This is a genomic window from Pseudomonas sp. S3_B11, assembly GCF_054667715.1.
Map to the genome: position 1 here is coordinate 4,114,779 of NZ_CP162749.1, position 17,188 is coordinate 4,131,966.

General features: G+C 62.2%; 19 protein-coding genes. 5 read left to right on the plus strand and 14 right to left on the minus strand.

All coding sequences use genetic code 11. The features are described 5' to 3' along the window. Nucleotides 1-40 precede the first annotated feature (40 nt). From AB4O22_RS18430 to AB4O22_RS18445, 4 genes are all read left to right on the plus strand, one after another. The gene (locus AB4O22_RS18430; RefSeq protein ID WP_460096915.1) at nt 41-1,813 is read left to right on the plus strand and encodes an N-acetylglutaminylglutamine amidotransferase; all 1,773 of its coding nucleotides are present in this window, start codon (nt 41-43) and stop codon (nt 1,811-1,813) included. A 3-nt stretch (nt 1,814-1,816) separates the two neighbouring features. Continuing rightward, nucleotides 1,817-3,562 carry an N-acetylglutaminylglutamine synthetase gene (gene ngg / locus AB4O22_RS18435; protein WP_460096917.1) on the plus strand — a complete coding sequence of 582 codons (1,746 nt, stop codon included), beginning with the start codon at nt 1,817-1,819 and terminating at the stop codon, nt 3,560-3,562. Between the two features lie 201 nt (nt 3,563-3,763). Then, nucleotides 3,764-4,954 carry an osmoprotectant NAGGN system M42 family peptidase gene (locus tag AB4O22_RS18440; protein ID WP_003199188.1) on the plus strand — a complete coding sequence of 397 codons (1,191 nt, stop codon included), beginning with the start codon at nt 3,764-3,766 and terminating at the stop codon, nt 4,952-4,954. 176 nt (nt 4,955-5,130) lie between these two features. After that, nucleotides 5,131-5,358 (plus strand): YheU family protein, encoded by a 228-nt coding sequence (locus AB4O22_RS18445; protein WP_003199186.1) that lies wholly within the window; start codon nt 5,131-5,133, stop codon nt 5,356-5,358. Here the strand turns inward: AB4O22_RS18445 and csrA are convergent. The 3 genes from csrA to AB4O22_RS18460 form a co-directional block, all read right to left on the minus strand. After that, the gene (gene csrA, locus AB4O22_RS18450; protein WP_460096919.1) at nt 5,347-5,547 is read right to left on the minus strand and encodes a carbon storage regulator CsrA; all 201 of its coding nucleotides are present in this window, start codon (nt 5,545-5,547) and stop codon (nt 5,347-5,349) included. The genes AB4O22_RS18445 and csrA overlap by 12 nt on opposite strands. A gap of 150 nt (nt 5,548-5,697) precedes the next feature. Further along, on the minus strand, nt 5,698-6,030 hold the full coding sequence (locus AB4O22_RS18455) for a YnfA family protein (RefSeq protein ID WP_003199175.1): 333 nt from the start codon (nt 6,028-6,030) through the stop codon (nt 5,698-5,700). A 57-nt stretch (nt 6,031-6,087) separates the two neighbouring features. Then, nucleotides 6,088-6,903, minus strand: coding sequence for an SDR family oxidoreductase (locus AB4O22_RS18460; RefSeq protein WP_003199173.1), 816 nt, complete (start codon nt 6,901-6,903; stop codon nt 6,088-6,090). Nucleotides 6,904-7,135: 232 nt separating this feature from the next. Here AB4O22_RS18460 and AB4O22_RS18465 point away from each other — a divergent pair, with 232 nt between their 5' ends. Beyond that, nucleotides 7,136-7,288 (plus strand): DUF3309 family protein, encoded by a 153-nt coding sequence (locus AB4O22_RS18465; protein ID WP_003183939.1) that lies wholly within the window; start codon nt 7,136-7,138, stop codon nt 7,286-7,288. A 65-nt stretch (nt 7,289-7,353) separates the two neighbouring features. Here the strand turns inward: AB4O22_RS18465 and AB4O22_RS18470 are convergent, their stop codons facing one another. The 11 genes from AB4O22_RS18470 to ccmA all read right to left on the minus strand — a co-directional run bounded on the left by AB4O22_RS18470 (nt 7,354) and on the right by ccmA (nt 17,139). Continuing rightward, nucleotides 7,354-9,447 carry an LTA synthase family protein gene (locus AB4O22_RS18470; RefSeq protein ID WP_223472853.1) on the minus strand — a complete coding sequence of 698 codons (2,094 nt, stop codon included), beginning with the start codon at nt 9,445-9,447 and terminating at the stop codon, nt 7,354-7,356. Between the two features lie 304 nt (nt 9,448-9,751). After that, complete coding sequence (locus AB4O22_RS18475) at nt 9,752-10,159, minus strand: hypothetical protein (protein WP_003199169.1); 408 nt, start codon at nt 10,157-10,159, stop codon at nt 9,752-9,754. 14 nt (nt 10,160-10,173) lie between these two features. Further along, a complete protein-coding gene (gene ccmI, locus AB4O22_RS18480) occupies nt 10,174-11,376 on the minus strand; it encodes a c-type cytochrome biogenesis protein CcmI (RefSeq protein ID WP_223472852.1) in 1,203 nt (400 codons plus the stop codon). Then, on the minus strand, nt 11,369-11,842 hold the full coding sequence (locus AB4O22_RS18485) for a cytochrome c-type biogenesis protein (RefSeq protein WP_223472851.1): 474 nt from the start codon (nt 11,840-11,842) through the stop codon (nt 11,369-11,371). The genes ccmI and AB4O22_RS18485 overlap by 8 nt, the downstream gene beginning before the upstream one ends. Then, nucleotides 11,839-12,375: a DsbE family thiol:disulfide interchange protein gene (locus AB4O22_RS18490; protein ID WP_223472850.1), complete on the minus strand. Its 537-nt coding sequence runs from the start codon at nt 12,373-12,375 to the stop codon at nt 11,839-11,841. Before AB4O22_RS18490 ends, AB4O22_RS18485 begins: the two co-directional genes overlap by 4 nt. Continuing rightward, entirely contained in the window at nt 12,372-14,360 is a 1,989-nt protein-coding gene (locus tag AB4O22_RS18495; RefSeq protein WP_223472849.1) for a heme lyase CcmF/NrfE family subunit, read from the minus strand. The genes AB4O22_RS18490 and AB4O22_RS18495 overlap by 4 nt, the downstream gene beginning before the upstream one ends. Nucleotides 14,361-14,363: 3 nt before the next feature. Next, nucleotides 14,364-14,819 carry a cytochrome c maturation protein CcmE gene (gene ccmE / locus AB4O22_RS18500; protein ID WP_460096921.1) on the minus strand — a complete coding sequence of 152 codons (456 nt, stop codon included), beginning with the start codon at nt 14,817-14,819 and terminating at the stop codon, nt 14,364-14,366. Continuing rightward, complete coding sequence (ccmD, locus tag AB4O22_RS18505; protein WP_003199159.1) at nt 14,816-14,992, minus strand: heme exporter protein CcmD; 177 nt, start codon at nt 14,990-14,992, stop codon at nt 14,816-14,818. The genes ccmE and ccmD overlap by 4 nt, the downstream gene beginning before the upstream one ends. Beyond that, a complete protein-coding gene (locus tag AB4O22_RS18510; protein ID WP_003199153.1) occupies nt 14,989-15,744 on the minus strand; it encodes a heme ABC transporter permease in 756 nt (251 codons plus the stop codon). The genes ccmD and AB4O22_RS18510 overlap by 4 nt, the downstream gene beginning before the upstream one ends. Nucleotides 15,745-15,838: 94 nt before the next feature. Further along, nucleotides 15,839-16,507 carry a heme exporter protein CcmB gene (gene ccmB / locus AB4O22_RS18515; RefSeq protein WP_003199151.1) on the minus strand — a complete coding sequence of 223 codons (669 nt, stop codon included), beginning with the start codon at nt 16,505-16,507 and terminating at the stop codon, nt 15,839-15,841. Beyond that, nucleotides 16,504-17,139: a cytochrome c biogenesis heme-transporting ATPase CcmA gene (ccmA, locus tag AB4O22_RS18520; RefSeq protein ID WP_223472848.1), complete on the minus strand. Its 636-nt coding sequence runs from the start codon at nt 17,137-17,139 to the stop codon at nt 16,504-16,506. The genes ccmB and ccmA overlap by 4 nt, the downstream gene beginning before the upstream one ends. Nucleotides 17,140-17,188: the final 49 nt, after the last annotated feature.

A 17,188-nucleotide genomic window follows, 5' to 3' on the forward strand; every position in this document is an offset into this window, starting at 1 on the left:
CGGCTTGACCCCTCCCCAACGGAAAAACCGGTAAGGACTTATGTGCGGATTAGCTGGAGAGTTACGTTTCGATCAACAACCTGCGGACCTTGCGGCCGTAGAGCGAATCACCCATCACCTGGCCCCTCGCGGCCCCGACGCCTGGGGCTTTCATAGCCAAGGGCCAATTGCCCTGGGCCATCGGCGCCTGAAAATCATGGACCTGTCGGACGGCTCGGCCCAGCCGATGATCGACAATCAGTTGGGCCTGTCCCTGGCCTTCAACGGCGCGATCTACAACTACCCGGAACTGCGCAGCGAGCTCGAAGGCCTGGGCTACAGCTTCTATTCAGGTGGCGACACCGAAGTGCTGCTCAAGGGCTATCACGCCTGGGGCGAAGCGCTGCTGCCCAAGCTCGACGGCATGTTCGCCTTCGCCATCTGGGAACGCGATGCCAAGCGGCTGTTCATCGCCCGCGACCGCCTCGGCGTCAAGCCGCTGTACCTGTCGCGCACCGGCCAACGGCTACGTTTCGCCTCGGCATTGCCGGCGCTGCTCAAGGGTGGCGATATCAACCCGATGCTCGACCCGGTGGCCCTCAACCATTACCTGAATTTCCACGCGGTGGTCCCGGCGCCCCGCACCTTGCTGGCGGGTGTTGAAAAACTGCCGCCCGCCACCTGGATGCGCATCGAAGCCGACGGCAGCACCGAGCAGAAAACCTGGTGGACCCTGCCCTACGGACCACGGGCCGACGAACAGCACCTGAACCTGGAAGACTGGATCGACCGCGTGCTCGACAGCACCCGTGAAGCGGTTGCCATTCGCCAACGCGCCGCCGTGGATGTCGGCGTGCTGCTTTCCGGTGGCGTGGATTCGAGCATGCTTGTGGGACTGCTGCGCGAGGTCGGCGTAGAAGACCTGTCGACCTTCTCCATCGGTTTCCAGGATGCCGGCGGCGAGCGTGGTGACGAGTTCCAGTATTCAGACCTGATCGCCAAGCACTACGGCACCCGCCACCACCAACTGCGTATCGACGAAAAGGAGATCATCGAGCAACTGCCGGCAGCGTTCCGCGCCATGAGCGAGCCGATGGTCAGCCACGACTGCATCGCCTTCTACCTGCTATCGCGGGAAGTGGCCAAGCACTGCAAAGTGGTGCAAAGCGGCCAGGGCGCCGACGAGCTGTTCGCCGGTTACCACTGGTACCCGCAGGTCGATGGCGCCAGCGATCCGTACGCGGCCTATCGCGCTGCGTTCTTCGACCGCAGCTACGAAGAATATGCCGCCACCGTGCAGCCCAAATGGCTGACGGCCAACGACGCGGCCGGTGACTTCGTCAAAGAACATTTCGCCCAGCCCGGGGCCGATGCGGCGGTAGACAAGGCCTTGCGCCTGGATAGCACCGTGATGCTGGTGGACGACCCGGTCAAGCGTGTCGACAACATGACCATGGCCTGGGGCCTGGAAGCGCGCACGCCCTTCCTGGACTACCGCCTGGTGGAACTCTCGGCCCGGGTCCCAGCGAAGTTCAAGCTGCCCGATGGCGGCAAGCAGGTACTCAAGGAAGCCGCCCGGCGGGTGATCCCAGGCGAGGTGATCGACCGCAAGAAAGGCTATTTCCCGGTGCCAGGCCTCAAGCACCTGGAAGGCAATACGCTGGCCTGGGTTCGCGAGTTGCTGCTGGACCCGAGCCAGGACCGCGGCCTGTTCAACCCGGCCATGCTCGACCGCCTGCTGACCGACCCCAACGGCCAGCTCACGCCATTGCGCGGCTCGCGACTGTGGCAACTGGCGGCGCTGAACCTGTGGCTCAGCGAGCAAGGAATCTGATCGATGAAACCTCATGCGACAGTTCACAACCAACGCCTCTTGCGTGGCCAGGCGCCCTCCTACGAACGCCTGCAGGCACGCCTGGCCGAAGACGGCAGCGAGTTGGGTGCCGACCCGATCGCGGTGCATTGCGGCTGGGGCCGACTTTTGATCGGCCACACCTTCCCGGACCCGGCAAGCCTGGCCCAGGAACTGCTCAACGAACAACCCGGCGAACGCGACATTGCCTTGTACGTGGCCGCGCCCCAGCAAGTGCTGGGGCTGGAACCGGCACAACTGTTCCTCGATCCATCCGACACCTTGCGCTTGTGGTTCAGCGACTATCGCCAGGCCACGCGGGTGTTTCGCGGTTTCCGGATTCGCCGGGCCCAAGCCGAGACCGACTGGCAGGCCATCAACCAGCTCTACCAAGCCCGAGGCATGTTGCCCATCGACCCGCTGCGCCTGACCCCGCGCCATGAGGGTGGCCCGGTCTACTGGCTGGCCGAAGATGACGACACCAGTGCGGTGATCGGCAGCGTCATGGGTCTGAATCACCAGAAAGCCTTCAACGACCCGGAAAACGGCAGCAGCCTCTGGTGCCTGGCAGTCGACCCGCAATGTCCGCGGCCCGGTGTTGGCGAAGTGCTGGTGCGTCACCTCATCGAGCATTTCATGAGCCGTGGCTTGAGTTACCTCGACCTGTCGGTGTTGCACGACAATCGCCTGGCGAAAAACCTCTACGCCAAACTCGGCTTTCGCAATCTCTCGACCTTCGCCATCAAACGCAAGAACGGCATCAACCAGCCGTTGTTCCTGGGGCCAGGCCCCGAAGCGCAGTTCAATCCTTATGCGCGAATCATTGTCGAAGAAGCTCACCGCCGAGGCATCGACGTGCAGGTGGACGATGCCGAGGCCGGCTTGTTCACCCTGGTCCACGGCAGCCGTCGGGTCCGATGCCGCGAATCCTTGAGCGACCTGACCAGCGCCATCAGCATGACGCTGTGCCAGAACAAAAGCCTGACCCACAAAGTGCTGAAAAACGCCGGCCTGAACCTGCCGGCCCAACAGTTGGCGGGCAATGCCGATGACAACCTGGCGTTTCTCGACGAGCACGAACGGGTGGTCGTCAAGCCGCTGGACGGTGAACAGGGCCAAGGCGTGGCGGTAGACCTGCGCACCATCGAGGAGGTGCAGAGCGCCATCGAAGCGGCCCGGCAGTTCGATAGCCAGGTCTTGCTGGAAAGCTTCCACGAGGGACTGGACCTGCGCATTCTGGTGATCGGTTTCGAAGTGGTGGCGGCGGCGATCCGGCGCCCGGCGGAGGTGATCGGCGATGGCCGGCACACCATCGGCGCGTTGATCGAAGCCCAGAGCCGCCGACGCCAAGCGGCCACGGGCGGCGAAAGTAAAATCCCGATGGACGCCGAGACCCTGCGCACGCTCAGCGCGGCGGGGTTCGACTACGACAGCGTGCTGCCCGCTGGGGAGCACCTGTTCGTACGGCGTACGGCGAACCTCCATACCGGCGGCGTGCTGGAGGATGTCACCGGCATCCTGCATCCGACCCTTGTCGATGCGGCGGTGCGCGCCGCGCGGGCGCTCGACATCCCCATGGTCGGCCTCGACCTGCTGGTGCCGGCGGCCGATCAACCCGAGTACGTGTTCATCGAAGCCAACGAACGCGCAGGCCTGGCCAACCACGAACCACAACCCACCGCCGAGCGCTTTGTGGATTTGTTGTTTCCCCATAGCCAGACGGTGGCCTAGCAGAGGCGTAGTGCCTGAATAGATGCCATCGCGAGCAAGCTCGCTCCCACATGGGATTTCTGGTGTTTACACATTCTGTGTTCATCGTAGGACCTCTGTGGGCGCGAGCTTGCTCGCGATGAGGCCAGTTCAGGCACCGCCATCCAACAGTCGGACACACTCATCGAAACCATCGATGCGCTCAACCCATCAGGAGTTTCCATGATCAGTAAAATTCCCGAACCGGATCTCGAATACCTGCAAAAGGTCCTGCTGGAAATGCTCGCCATTCCCAGCCCTACCGGCTTTACCGACACCATCGTGCGTTATGTCGCCGAGCGGCTCGAAGAGCTGGGTATCGCTTTTGAAATGACCCGCCGTGGCACGATCCGCGCCACGCTCAAGGGGCGCAAGAGCAGCCCCGACCGGGCCGTGTCGGCGCACTTGGATACCATCGGTGCCTCGGTGCGGGCCATCAAGGACAACGGCCGCCTGACCCTGGCCCCCGTGGGTTGCTGGTCCAGCCGATTTGCCGAAGGCAGCCGGGTCAGCCTGTTTACCGACACCGGCGTGATCCGTGGCAGCGTGCTGCCGTTGATGGCATCCGGGCACGCGTTCAATACCGCCGTGGATGAACTGCCCATCAGTTGGGACCACATCGAGCTGCGCCTGGACGCTTATTGCACCACCCGCGCCGATTGCGAAACCCTGGGGGTGGGCATCGGCGATTACGTCGCCTTCGACCCCCTGCCGGAATTCACCGAAAGCGGCCACATCAGCGCTCGTCACCTGGACGACAAGGCCGGGGTCGCGGCGCTGCTGGCGGCGCTCAAGGCGATTGTCGACAGCGGCGAAGAACTGCTGATCGACTGTCACCCACTGTTCACCATCACCGAGGAAACCGGCAGCGGTGCGGCGGCCGCGTTGCCCTGGGATGTCAGCGAATTCGTCGGTATCGACATCGCGCCTGTCGCGCCAGGCCAGCATTCCAGCGAACACACAGTCAGCGTGGCGATGCAGGACTCCGGAGGCCCCTACGACTATCATCTGTCGCGGCACCTGCTGAAACTGGCCAAGGAGAACGAGGTACCGGCACGCCGCGACCTGTTCCGCTACTACTTCAGCGACGCTCATTCGGCCATCACCGCCGGCCACGATATCCGCACCGCCCTGCTGGCCTTCGGCTGCGACGCCACCCATGGCTACGAACGCACCCACATCGACAGCCTGGCCGCCCTCAGTCGCCTGCTCGGCGCCTACATCCTCAGCCCGCCGGTGTTCGCCAGCGACGCGCAACCAGCCCAGGGTTCACTGGACCGTTTCAGTCATCAGATCGAACACGATACACAGATGGAAAGTGATACCCGGGTACCGTCGGTGGACAGCCTGATTGGGCAGCGCTCCGATAACTGACCCAACATTTCACTGTCTGGGCTATTGCCATCGCGAGCAAGCTCGCTCCCACAAGGTGCTCCATTGTGGGAGCGAGCTTGCTCGCGATGAGGCCAGGACAGGCTCCACAAAACCCAAGGCTAGCCGCAAAAGCCCATTGGCCGTAGCATCGCCCTATTGTCTAGCCGAGGTACCCCATGCTCATCCCCCACGACCAACTCGAAGTCGACACGCTCACCCGCCTGATCGAGGATTTCGTGACCCGCGACGGCACCGACAATGGTGACGACACGCCCCTGGAAACGCGGGTTCTGCGGGTCAGGCAAGCCCTGACCAAAGGCCAGGCGTTGATCGTTTTCGACCCCGAAAGTGAACAGTGTCAACTGATGCTCAAGCACGACGTGCCCAAACACCTATTCGACTGAACAGGCCTTGCGAGTGACATGGGCCTTTTTCTTCTGGATCTTGTCGTAGATTTCGGAACGATGGACATCGACGTGCCGTGGCGCTTCCACGCCAAAACGCACCGTGCCGCCGCTGACCGACAGCACACGGACGGAAATATCGTCACCAATGGAAATCAACTCACCTACAGCGCGGCTTAATACAAGCATGGTTCTTGTCCTTAAGAATGTCTGGACCCTGACCATGCCCGGCCTGTTTCCTGTTCTCAAGTCACCCACGAGAATTCAGTAAGGCCCTACAAGCAAAGTTCTTGTGACTGACGGAAACTTCCTGCAAAACCCTGTCGGACCGCCGGTATTTCAGGGCGCCGAGAACCGCGGGCCGAATAGAATCACACTCGCCCCCAACACGCAGAGCGCCACGCCAATCCAGTCGGACCCCAGTGGCCGCACTCGCTCAACCACCGCCAACCAGCCGATCGAGGCAATGATATAGAGGCCGCCATAAGCGGCGTAGGCGCGCCCGGCGTACGTCGCTTCGATGCGGGTCAGCAACAGCGCGAACAAGGTGAGGCTGAGCACCGCCGGGGCGATCCACCAGGCGCTCTTGCCCTGGCGCAACCACATCCAGAAGGCGTAGCAGCCAGCGATCTCAAACAGCGCGGCGAGAAAAAACCACAGGTAATTGAGCATGCAAATGTCCATCAGGAGGGCCGAATGGCGCCATCCTGAGGACATCGGGCATCCAGGTCAATTGAGGTTTTGCCGGGCCTTGGCGCGCATCTTGTCGGCCATGACGGTCATTTCGTCGTACAGCAACTGTGGGTTCTTCTGCTTGAGCGCCCAAGCCATGCGTCCCTGTTCGTGGGGCAGGATCATGAACTGGCCCTGGGCGACCTGCTGGTAGATGTAGTCGGCAATATCCGTGGCGCTGATCGGTGAGCTTTCCAACAACTTGCCAACCTGGGCTTTCATGGCCGGGGTCGGGCCGCGGAAGGAGTCCAACAGATTGGTCTGGAAGAACGACGGGCACACCACGTGTACGCCAACTTCCTGCTGCGCCAGTTCCACCAGCAGGCTTTCCGACAGCGCCACGACACCTGCCTTGGCCACGTTGTAGTTGCTCATGGCCGGGCCCTGCATCAGGGCTGCCATGGAGGCGATGTTGATGATCTTGCCACGGCTTTTTTCCAGCAGCGGCAGGAACGCCTTGCAGCCCTTGACCACGCCCATGAGGTTGATCGCGATCTGCCAGTCCCAATCCTCCAGGGAAAGCTCGCTGAAGAAGCCGCCCGAGGCCACGCCGGCATTGTTGACGATGATATCGATACCGCCGAACTTCTCTTCGCAGGCCTGGGCGAACGCAGTCAATTGGCTGTAGTCGCGCACGTCGCAGCGCTGGATAAAGCCGTCGCCACCGGCACCACGCACTAGCTTGAGGGTTTCCACGAGGCCCGGCTCGCTGACATCCGATAAGGCCAGGCGCCATCCTTCGCGGGCCCAGCGCAGCGCGATTTCGCGACCCAGGCCGGAGCCGGCACCAGTGATCATCATGCGATTTTGCATAGCAGACAGCCTTGTTGTTCCGGGAGAGATAGGCCGAGTGTAGCGAAGGCATTCAGCGGACCCACGCTCCATCAGATTGCTGAATGGCGAGGGCAAACCGTAGGCGCTACAAAAACTTTGAATTTTCTACAAGGCGCGACGGTCGGACTTATTAAGCCGCCCGGATTTAACGCATGCGCGCTGGTAGTTGGAAGTTGCATCACTCCAGAACTGACCAATAAGGAAATCTACAATGGGCACAATACTTATCATTATCCTGATCCTCCTGCTGATCGGTGGTCTCCCAGTCTTCCCGCACTCCAGAAGTTGGGGTTACGGCCCGTCCGGTATCATCGGTGTGGTGTTGGTGGTGCTGTTGGTCCTGCTACTACTGGGCAAGATATAAACCACTAAGTAAGCGCAAAAAAAAAAGAGGCCTTTGCAGGCCTCTTTTTTATTGTGCGCCGTTTATCAGTCCGGCTTACCGTCAATGACGCCGGCGGTGTTATCCAACAGGCTCTTGGTCGCGGTTTGCAGGAAAGATTCGAGCTTGAGTTTCATCGGCGCGGTGTCCGGTGCATTCGGGATGATTTCCGCACTTGGGTTGGCGCCCAGTTCATAGCGATACATCTTCGGCTCCATTTCCTTTTCCTTCGGCAGGACCAGGATGTGGTCATCGCGGATGATCGCCGTGGTCTGCTCGCTGCCCGACGGCTTGATCACACCAAAACCGGGATCGCCTTGCGGCAGGTTCAACAGGTCACGGCCCCAGCACTGGTTTCGTACTTGCCCACCGATCCGGCCCATGATGGTCGGCACGATGTCGACCTGGGTACCTACGGTGTGGTTACGCTGGCCGAATTTTTCCTGGATGCCCGGGCCGATCAACAGCATCGGCACGTTGAAACGGCCCAGGTCCATCTCGGTGATCTGGCGTTCGTTGCCAAAGCCATGGTCGCCGACCACGACGAACAGGGTTTCCTTGAAGTAAGGCTCCTTGCGGGCCTTTTCGAAGAACTGGCCCAGCGCCCAGTCGGCGTAGCGCATGGCGGTCAGGTGTTCGTTCAGGCTGCCACGGTCGGTGACCCGCTCGACCGGCAACGGCGTCGGCAACGCATAAGGGGTGTGATTGGACAGGGTTTGCAGCAAGGCATAGAACGGCTTGCCGTTTTCCCGCGCCTTGAGCTCGATCAGGCCACGGTCGAACATGTCCTGGTCGGACACGCCCCAGGTCGGATCGGAGAACACCGGGTTCACGAAGTCGTTACGCCCGATGAATGTGGTCATGCCCTGGCTGCTGAAGAAACCCGACTGGTTGTCCCAGGCAAAATCGCCGTTGTAGACGTACACGTCGTCGTAGTCACGGGCGCTGAGCAGTTGCGGCAGGCCCGACAGCTTGTGGCTGCCCTCCGGCGTCTGCATCAGGTATTCGAAACCCGGCAGGTTCGGGAAGCACGCCATGGTGGCGAACATGCCTTGGTGGGTGTGGGTACCGTTGGAGAAGAAACGGTCGAACAACAGGCCTTCCTTGGACAGTTTATCCAGGTAAGGCGTGATGTTGCCCGGCGCCCCCAGGGCGCCCACCGAGTGACCGGCCATGCTTTCCATGAGGATCACGACCACGTTCTTGATCGGCAGGGTCTTGTCGGCCGGCGGTGTGTAGTCGCGGCGCACGGCGGCGGTCGCGGTGTCCACCAGTTTATCGTCAGGCATCACCAGCATGTCGCGCACAGTCTGCTGTGCCAACGGTTGCTCGAGGGTGGCTTTCCAGATGTTGTCGCGGTCTTCGGACATCCGGCTTTTCGCCGCGGCCACCAGCGACAAGGTACCGTTGAGGCCCAACTGGTTGGCGAAGTTCGAATCGGTAGTGTAGACGTCGCCCCAGCGCAGGGGCGGCCCTTGGCGCAAGGTGCCACGCGCGGCGGTCACGGCGACCAGCAGGCAAACGATGAACACCACGACACGCCCATACCACGGAGCGATCTGCCGGGTGCCAATGGTGCCGCCACTGAACGGCCCACGGGGACGCGTGGCGCGGTCGGCGCCCTTGAACGCCAGGCTTAGGATGATAGTGCCGCCGGCCCACGCCAGCAGGTAGCGCACCACTGGAAAACCGTACCAGAGCATGCTCATCACGGTTTTCGGGTCTTCCTTTACGTACTGGAAGACCAGGCCGTTGAGGCGCTGGTGGAATTCACGGTAGAAATCCATCTCCATCAAACCCAGGAACAGCGCGATGCTGGAAGTGACGGTCAGCCATAAACGAAAAAAACCACGGGCGGCCATGGCCCTGGCGCTGAACAACGCCAGCAACAACGGGATGCAGAGATAGACCACCAGGCGCAAGTCGAAACGCAGGCCATTGACGAAGGCTTCAACGAAGGTCGAGGCCGGGGTGTCGAGGATCATCTCGCGGTTATAGACCAGCAGCGCCACGCGCAGCAGGCTGAACATGACCATCATCACCAGGGCACAGAGCAACGTGTAGGCCAGGTGTGATTTGACGGTCGGTTGCAGCAGGCGATGCGTAGTACGCTGCTGACTCAGGGCGTCCGGGATTGCCATGTCGTTTAAGGACCCTATCGGAATTGGAGTGACAAAAAGAAACAACGGCGCGCCCTCTGTTGACCAAAGCCTGGCCTCGGGGCTTGCGCGAGTGCGCAAATGTTGCACGAACGGCTATGGCATTGCCATTAAATAACCGGCGGCGATATCAGCGCGGGGGATTGTCCGCAAGATTTTGTGAAAATTTCGTTCAAAGAATATTCAGAAACACAAAAAGCCCAGCCTGGCGATGCGGCTCAACCGAACGCTATGGTAGCAAGGGGATTTATCTTATCTGTCCCCTGGCTCCAAGGGTTCCCGGGGCTTAATGGAACTGACGCCCCAAGCCCGCTGGCACGCCTTCGATGCTGGTGTCTTCCCATGGACCATTCGGGCTGACGGAACGGCTCCAACCGTTGTTCCAGCGGTAATAGGTTCGCTGGCGATAGAACGTGTTCGTCTGGTTGTCCAGCACATAGACCCCAAGCTTGGCGTCCCAATGGCTGTTGCCACCTGGCGGTGGGGCGAAGCTGGCGGAGGTGCGCGGCAGCGGTTTGGCCGGCTTGTTCGGGATGACAGGTTTGCCCGGCGCTGTGGACGGGACCGGTTTGCTGGTCGGGGTCGACGGCGGGATCGGAGGCAGCGGTGCCGAGGGCTCCGACGGACGCTGGACCGCACAAGCGCTCAGGCCCATGACGAGCGTGAGCAGGGTGATACGAGCGATGGCGGTCATGGTGCGAATTCCTGTTATTTGTCCGGACTGTCGATGGTCAATTGTTGCTGCGCCGTGGTGCTGCTCGCCAGGGGCTGGCTGCGGCCGACCCACTCACCCGCGGTCGGCTGGCCGGCCCGGGAGATGCGCGCCACCAGTTGGACTTCGGGGAAGTTCGACAGTTTCAACTGCGGCATCATTGCGTCCGCATCACCCAGCTCTACCGTGACCGGCAGATCGGCGACCGTCAGGCGCTTGGCGGCCAGCGGCGCGGGTGGGCCGGAAACGGCCCGGGCGAAGATGAACACGCTGTCGCCCGGCTGCACCTTGGCCTTGAGTGCCGGCGCCAGGTCGACGCGCACCTTGAGCAGTGCCGCAGCCTTGGCCACCGGCGCCTGGGCGACCTTGCCACCACTGGCTTGCAGCTTCTCGGTGGCACGGGTAATGCCGCCCTGCAACGCTTCACGGGACTTGTCGCCCTCCGGCAGTTCCACCAGCAGGCGTCCCCAGTAATCGATCGCGTCCTGATAGCGCTCACCCTCAAAAGCGGCGATACCCAGCAGGCCGAGGCTGGTGACTTCCTTCGGATCAAGCTTCAGCGCTTCGTCGGTCAGCGCCTGGAGCTTGTCCGACCATTTCTTGCCATCGGCAAAATACTGCGCCTGGGCCCATTGGCCCAGCAGTTCGGGTTGGCGACCGGCCACCGCCACGGTGCGCTCGAAGATCTTTGCCGCGTCTGCGGGCCGATCCTGCGCCATGTAGGTACGCCCGAGAAAATACAGGCCCTCGGCGTTATCCGGTTGCGCCGCCACCGCACGTTCCAGGCGCAGGGTCATCTCTTCCATCGACTGCGGCGCCTGGGCGAATTCGCGGGTCAGCTCGACCTTGTCGCTGGCACCGAAATGCAGGTACAGCGCCAGGCCCAACACCGGCACCAGCACAGCGGCGAGCAACGGCAACGGCTTGCCCAACCGGGATTCGCGCGGCGCATCGGCGCCCTCGGTGTCGGCGAGCAGTTCACGGGCGGCTTCGGCGCGACCGGTGTCCAGTTGCGCCGCGTTGAGCACGCCCTCCTCCCGCTCAACCTGCAATTCGGCGACGCGTTCCTGGTACAGCGCCACGTTGAGCGCGGTACGGTCCTCCTCCAACTGGGCGCGGCGACCACGCAGGACAGGGATCAACAGAAAACTCAGGGCAACCAGAAGAAGCAGACCTGCGGCGAGCCAGAAATCAATCATGCTTGGTTTTATCCAACAGTTGGTCGAGGCGCTGGCGCTCTTCGACAGAAAGCGTGTCCGGGGCGGCCGTGCGCTGGACCCGGCGGCGGCGTACGATCACTGCAATGACGACGAAACCACCGAACAACAGCCCGGCGGGGCCAAACCAGAGCAGCGCCGTCTTGGAGGACAGGGCGGGGTTGTAGCGCACGAACTCACCGTAGCGATCGACCATGAAATCGATGATCTGCTGGTTGTCCTTGCCCTCGCCGAGCATGCGGAAGATCTCCTTGCGCAGGTCGGCGGCAATCGGTGCGTTGGAGTCGGCGATGTCCTGGTTCTGGCACTTGGGGCAGCGCAGTTCCTTGGTCAGTTCGCGAAACCGCTCGCGCTCGCCGTCGTTGGCGAATTCGTAGGTATCAATGGCGGCGTGGGCCACGCCGGCAAGGCTCAGGCCGAGGAAGGCGGCGGCTAACCAGCGCTTCATGGCTTGGCCTCGTCCACCAGTGCCTGATACTTGGCGGCCAGTTTCTCGCGCCAGACCTGTTCGTCGATCACGCCGACGAACTTGTCGCGGATAACGCCCTTGGCGTCGATGAAGAACGTTTCCGGCGCGCCATAGACACCCAGGTTCAGGCCCAGGGAACCGTCTTCATCGCGAATGTCCAGTTGGTACGGATTGTGGAACTCGGCCAGCCACTTCAAGGCGTCGGCGTTGACGTCCTTGTAATTGACGCCGTAGATGACCACGCCGTTCTGGGCCAGTTTGTTCAACACCGGGTGCTCGACCCGGCAGGAGATGCACCAGGTGCCCCACACGTTGACCAGCGCCGGCTTGCCCAGCAGGTCGGCTCGGGTCAAGGTTTTATCACCCTGCACCGAGGGCAGGGAGAAATCCGGGAACGGCTTGCCGATCATCGCCGAGGGCAACTCGGTCGGATTCAGGTACAGCCCGCGGTACAAAAACACCGCCATCAACAGGAACAGCGCCAGCGGCAGCAACATCAACCAACGTTTCATGCAGTGGCTCCCGTCACGCCCAGGGCTTCACGCACCCGGGTTTTCACCTTGACTCGATAACGCCGATCCAGCGCCGCCAGCACCCCGCCCAGGCCGGTGAGCAAGCCACCGAACCAGATCCAGCGCACGAATGGCTTGACGTGGACCCGCACCGCCCACGCGCCGTCGCCCAGGGACTCGCCCAGCGCCACGTAGAGATCGCGGGTGAAACCGGCATCGATGCCGGCTTCGGTCATCACCGAGTTCTGCACGGTGTAGAGACGTTTTTCCGGGTGCAGCACGGTGATTTCCTGGCCGTCGCGAAGGACTCGCACGGTGCCTTTGTCGGACGTGAAGTTCGGACCCTCGAAATGTTTGGCGCCCTCGAAAACGAACTGATAGCCGGCCAGGTCCATAGACTCGCCTGGCGCCAGACGCAGGTCGCGCTCGGCGCTGTTCTGGCTGGACAGCACCACGCCCAGGGCGCAGACGGCGATGCCCAGGTGTGCGACCTGCATGCCCCAGTAACTGCGGGTCAGGGTCGGCAGGCCCTTGATCAGGCCTTTGTGGCGGGTCTTGTCGAAGATGTCCCGTACCCCCGCCAGCAACACCCAGGCAGCCAGCACGAACGTCGCCAGCACCGCCCAGTTAAAGTCGCCATACGCCACGCCGGCCACTACAGCCAGGGCGGCGGTGCCCAGCAGCACCGGGGTCAACATGCCCAGCAGCCACTTGACCGGGGTGTCTTTCCAGCGCACCAGCATACCGATGGCCATTACCACCATCAGGATCGCCATCAGCGGAATGAACAGGGCATTGAAGTACGGCGGCCCCACCGACAGCTTGGCGCCGGACAACGCATCGAGCACCAGCGGGTACAACGTTCCCAGCAGGATCATCGACGCGGCCACCACCAGCACCAGGTTATTGCCCAGCAACAGCGTTTCCCGCGACCAGAGGTTGAAGCCAACCTGGCTCTTGACCACCGGCGCACGCAGGGCGAACAGCGTCAGCGAACCGCCGACCACAAATAGCAGGAACATCAGGATGAACACGCCACGCTCAGGGTCCGACGCGAAGGCATGCACCGACGTCAGCACGCCCGAGCGCACCAGGAACGTTCCCAGCAGGCTCAGCGAGAACGCCGCGATGGCCAGCAGCACGGTCCAGCTCTTGAACACACCGCGTTTTTCCGTGACCGCCAGGGAATGGATCAGCGCCGTACCCACCAGCCAGGGCATGAACGAGGCGTTTTCCACCGGGTCCCAAAACCACCAGCCGCCCCAGCCGAGCTCGTAGTAGGCCCACCACGAGCCGAGGGTGATGCCGATGCCGAGGAAGGCCCAGGCGACGATGGTCCAAGGACGCGACCAGCGTGCCCACGCCGCATCAAGACGACCACCGAGCAATGCGGCGATGGCGAAGGCGAAGGCCACGGAGAAGCCGACGTAGCCCATGTAGAGCATCGGCGGGTGAACGATCAGGCCGATGTCTTGCAACAACGGGTTGAGGTCGCGGCCATCCGTCGGCATCTGCGGCAGGATGCGCTCGAACGGGTTGGAGGTGACGATCAAAAACAGCAGGAAACCGGTGCTGATCATGCCCATCACCGCCAGCACCCGGGCCAGCATCACCTGGGGCAACTGCCGGGAGAACACCGAGACGGCGAAGGTCCAGCCGGCAAGGATCAACGCCCAGAGCAGCAGCGAACCCTCATGGGCGCCCCACACCGCGCTGAACTTGTAGTACCAGGGCAAGGCACTGTTGGAGTTGCTGGCGACGTATTCCACGGAAAAATCGTCGGTCATGAACGCATAGGTCAGGCATCCGAAGGCGAACAGCATGAAGGCGAACTGCCCCCACGCCGCCGGCTGGGCCAGGCTCATCCACAAGCGGTCGCCGCGCCAGGCACCGAGCAAGGGCACCACGGCCTGTACCAGGGAGAAACACAGGGCCAGGATCATCGCCAGGTGGCCCAACTCGGGAATAAAGATGCCAGTAGTCATCGATCAGCCCTCCTTCACGGGAGCGGGCGCCGACTGGCCGCTGTCTTTCAGCGCCTTGGTCACTTCCGGCGGCATGTATTTTTCGTCGTGCTTGGCCAGCACTTCGTCGGCCACCACTACGCCGTCGGCGTTGAGCTTGCCCAGGGCGACGATGCCCTGCCCTTCGCGGAACAGATCCGGGAGGATGCCGCGATAGGTAATGGTCACGGTCTTGTTGAAGTCGGTGACATTGAATTTCACGTCCAGGGAATCTCCGGAGCGCTCCAGCGAGCCTTCTTCCACCATACCGCCAGCGCGGATGCGGGTGTCCTTGGGCGCTTCGCCGTTGGCGATCTGGGTCGGGGTGTAGAACAGGTTGATGTTCTGCTGCAGGGCACTCAGGGCCAGCGCGACCGCGGCACCGACACCCATCAGGATCGCAAGAATAATGACAAGACGTTTTTTGCGCAGCGGATTCACTGACCGTTCTCCCGGCGCAGACGACGCGCCTCTTGTTGCAGATACCGCTTGCGGGCCAGGATCGGCACCGCCACGTTGAGGGCCAGCACCACCAGGCAAATGCCATAGGCTGACCAGACATACAGGCCATGATGGCCCATGGCGAGGAAATCGCCGAATGAAGCGAAACTCATCGAGCGGCCTCCAGGCTGTTCTGTACTTCGGCCTTCACCCAACTGGCCCGGGACTCGCGCTTGAGCACTTCCAGGCGCATGCGCAGCAGCAGCACCGCGCCGAAGAAACAGTAGAAACCCAACACGGTCAGCAACAGCGGCAGCCACATTTCGACGGGCATCGCCGGTTTTTCGGTAAGCGTGAAAGTCGCACCCTGGTGCAGGGTGTTCCACCACTCCACCGAGTACTTGATGATCGGGATGTTGATCACACCGACAATCGCCAGTACCGCGCAGGCCTTGGCGGCACTGTCACGATTGCTGATGGCGTTGCCCAGCGCAATAAGACCGAAGTACAGGAACAGCAGGATCAGCATCGACGTCAGTCGCGCATCCCAGACCCACCACGAACCCCAGGTCGGCTTGCCCCAGATGGCCCCGGTGACCAGCGCCACGGCGGTCATCCAGGCACCGATGGGCGCAGCGCATTGCAGGGCCACGTCGGCCAGCTTCATCTTCCACACCAGCCCGACCACACCGCACACCGCCAGCATCACGTAGACGGACTGGGCCAGCATCGCCGTGGGTACGTGGATGTAGATGATGCGGAAGCTGTTGCCCTGCTGGTAGTCCGGCGGTGCGAAGGCCAGGCCCCAGACTACGCCAGAACCAATCAACAACAGTGCAGCGATGCTCAACCATGGGAGCAGTTTGCCGCTGATGCCGTAGAACCACTTGGGTGAGCCGAGCTTGTGAAACCAGGTCCAGTTCATTGCTGTTTCCATCACGGTTGCGGCTCGCCGTCACGAACCGCCAGGGCAGCCTTTACTTCCAAAGAAGTGGTCGATTTTTGACCAGGCCTCGTTATTATTCGCCGACGCTGATCTTCAGGCCAGCGGCTATTGCAAAGGGTGTCAGGGTTATCGCCAGGGCGGTCAGGCTACCAAGCCACAGCAGATAACCGGTCGCGGGCATTCCTTGCAACGCCGCTTGCAAGGCACCACTGCCCAGGATCAGGACCGGGATATACAACGGCAGGATCAGCAGCGCCAGCAACAGGCCGCCGCGCTTCAACCCCACCGTCAACGCCGCGCCCACCGCACCGAGCAGGCTCAGCACCGGCGTGCCCAGCAGCAGCGACACCAGCAGCACCGGCATGCACGCGCCGGGCAGCCCCAGCATCATTGCCAGCAGTGGCGAGAGCAATACCAGTGCCAGCCCGGAAAAAACCCAGTGTGCCAGTACCTTGGCTAAAACCAGAAGGGCCAGGGGGTGCGACGAAAGGACCCACTGTTCCAGTGAACCGTCTTCGAAATCACTGCGGAAAAGCCCGTCCAGCGAGAGCAGGACCGATAAAAGCGCGGCGACCCAGACCAGTCCCGGAGACAAGGTTTGCAACAATTGAGTCTCCGGCCCGACCGCCAACGGGAACAATGCAATGACAATCGCGAAGAACACCAGCGGATTGGCCAATTCGGCCGGACGACGGAACAGCAGGCGCGCCTCGCGGGCAAGCAACAGGCCAAACACACTCATACGGCCCAGCTCCCCAGATCAATGTTGCGATAACCGGCCGGCATCCGCGCCAGCGTGTGGTGAGTGGTCAAGAGCACCATGCCACCGTTTTCACAGTGCTGGGCCAAGTGTTCCTCGAGCTGCGCGACACCCTGCTTGTCCAGGGCGGTGAATGGCTCGTCGAGAATCCACAGCGGCGGGCTGTCCAGGTACAGCCGGGCCAGGGCCACGCGGCGTTGCTGGCCGGCGGACAAGGTGTGACTCGGCACGTCTTCGAAGCCGCGCAGCCCTACCGCCGCCAACGCCTGCCAGATCGCTTCGCGGCCGGCCGGCGTATGCAACGCGCAGAGCCAACTGAGGTTCTCTTCAGGGGTCAGCAAATCCTTGATACCGGCGGCATGGCCGATCCAGAGCAGGTTGCGGGCCAGTTCGCTGCGCTGGCTGTGCAAGGGCTGGCCATTGAGCAACACTTGGCCGGCGGTGGGTTGCATCAACCCGGCCAGCAGGCGCAGCAGGCTGGTCTTGCCGCTGCCGTTGGGACCACTGATTTGCACCATATCGCCACGCGAGAGTCTCAATTCGAGATTTTCGAAAAGCAGTCGCAAGTCTCGCTCACAGGCGAGGCCGACGGTTTGCAGGAGAGGACTGGTCAAGGGATCGCGGGCCTTATACGGTTCAAGTCGGCGGTGCAGCGGCCGTTAA

What these genes read in the sequence shown, in the direction of transcription:
- AB4O22_RS18510 (WP_003199153.1), bottom strand. Translation starts at nt 15,744, where the DNA reads ATGAACTGGACCTGGTTTCACAAGCTCGGCTCACCCAAGTGGTTCTAC.
- AB4O22_RS18495 (WP_223472849.1), bottom strand. Translation starts at nt 14,360, where the DNA reads ATGACTACTGGCATCTTTATTCCCGAGTTGGGCCACCTGGCGATGATC.
- ccmD (WP_003199159.1), bottom strand. Translation starts at nt 14,992, where the DNA reads ATGAGTTTCGCTTCATTCGGCGATTTCCTCGCCATGGGCCATCATGGC.
- ccmB (WP_003199151.1), bottom strand. Translation starts at nt 16,507, where the DNA reads ATGAGTGTGTTTGGCCTGTTGCTTGCCCGCGAGGCGCGCCTGCTGTTC.
- ngg (WP_460096917.1), top strand. Translation starts at nt 1,817, where the DNA reads ATGAAACCTCATGCGACAGTTCACAACCAACGCCTCTTGCGTGGCCAG.
- ccmI (WP_223472852.1), bottom strand. Translation starts at nt 11,376, where the DNA reads ATGATTGATTTCTGGCTCGCCGCAGGTCTGCTTCTTCTGGTTGCCCTG.
- AB4O22_RS18475 (WP_003199169.1), bottom strand. Translation starts at nt 10,159, where the DNA reads ATGACCGCCATCGCTCGTATCACCCTGCTCACGCTCGTCATGGGCCTG.
- AB4O22_RS18465 (WP_003183939.1), top strand. Translation starts at nt 7,136, where the DNA reads ATGGGCACAATACTTATCATTATCCTGATCCTCCTGCTGATCGGTGGT.
- AB4O22_RS18490 (WP_223472850.1), bottom strand. Translation starts at nt 12,375, where the DNA reads ATGAAACGTTGGTTGATGTTGCTGCCGCTGGCGCTGTTCCTGTTGATG.
- AB4O22_RS18470 (WP_223472853.1), bottom strand. Translation starts at nt 9,447, where the DNA reads ATGGCAATCCCGGACGCCCTGAGTCAGCAGCGTACTACGCATCGCCTG.
- AB4O22_RS18460 (WP_003199173.1), bottom strand. Translation starts at nt 6,903, where the DNA reads ATGCAAAATCGCATGATGATCACTGGTGCCGGCTCCGGCCTGGGTCGC.
- AB4O22_RS18455 (WP_003199175.1), bottom strand. Translation starts at nt 6,030, where the DNA reads ATGCTCAATTACCTGTGGTTTTTTCTCGCCGCGCTGTTTGAGATCGCT.
- AB4O22_RS18430 (WP_460096915.1), top strand. Translation starts at nt 41, where the DNA reads ATGTGCGGATTAGCTGGAGAGTTACGTTTCGATCAACAACCTGCGGAC.
- AB4O22_RS18485 (WP_223472851.1), bottom strand. Translation starts at nt 11,842, where the DNA reads ATGAAGCGCTGGTTAGCCGCCGCCTTCCTCGGCCTGAGCCTTGCCGGC.
- AB4O22_RS18440 (WP_003199188.1), top strand. Translation starts at nt 3,764, where the DNA reads ATGATCAGTAAAATTCCCGAACCGGATCTCGAATACCTGCAAAAGGTC.
- AB4O22_RS18445 (WP_003199186.1), top strand. Translation starts at nt 5,131, where the DNA reads ATGCTCATCCCCCACGACCAACTCGAAGTCGACACGCTCACCCGCCTG.
- csrA (WP_460096919.1), bottom strand. Translation starts at nt 5,547, where the DNA reads ATGCTTGTATTAAGCCGCGCTGTAGGTGAGTTGATTTCCATTGGTGAC.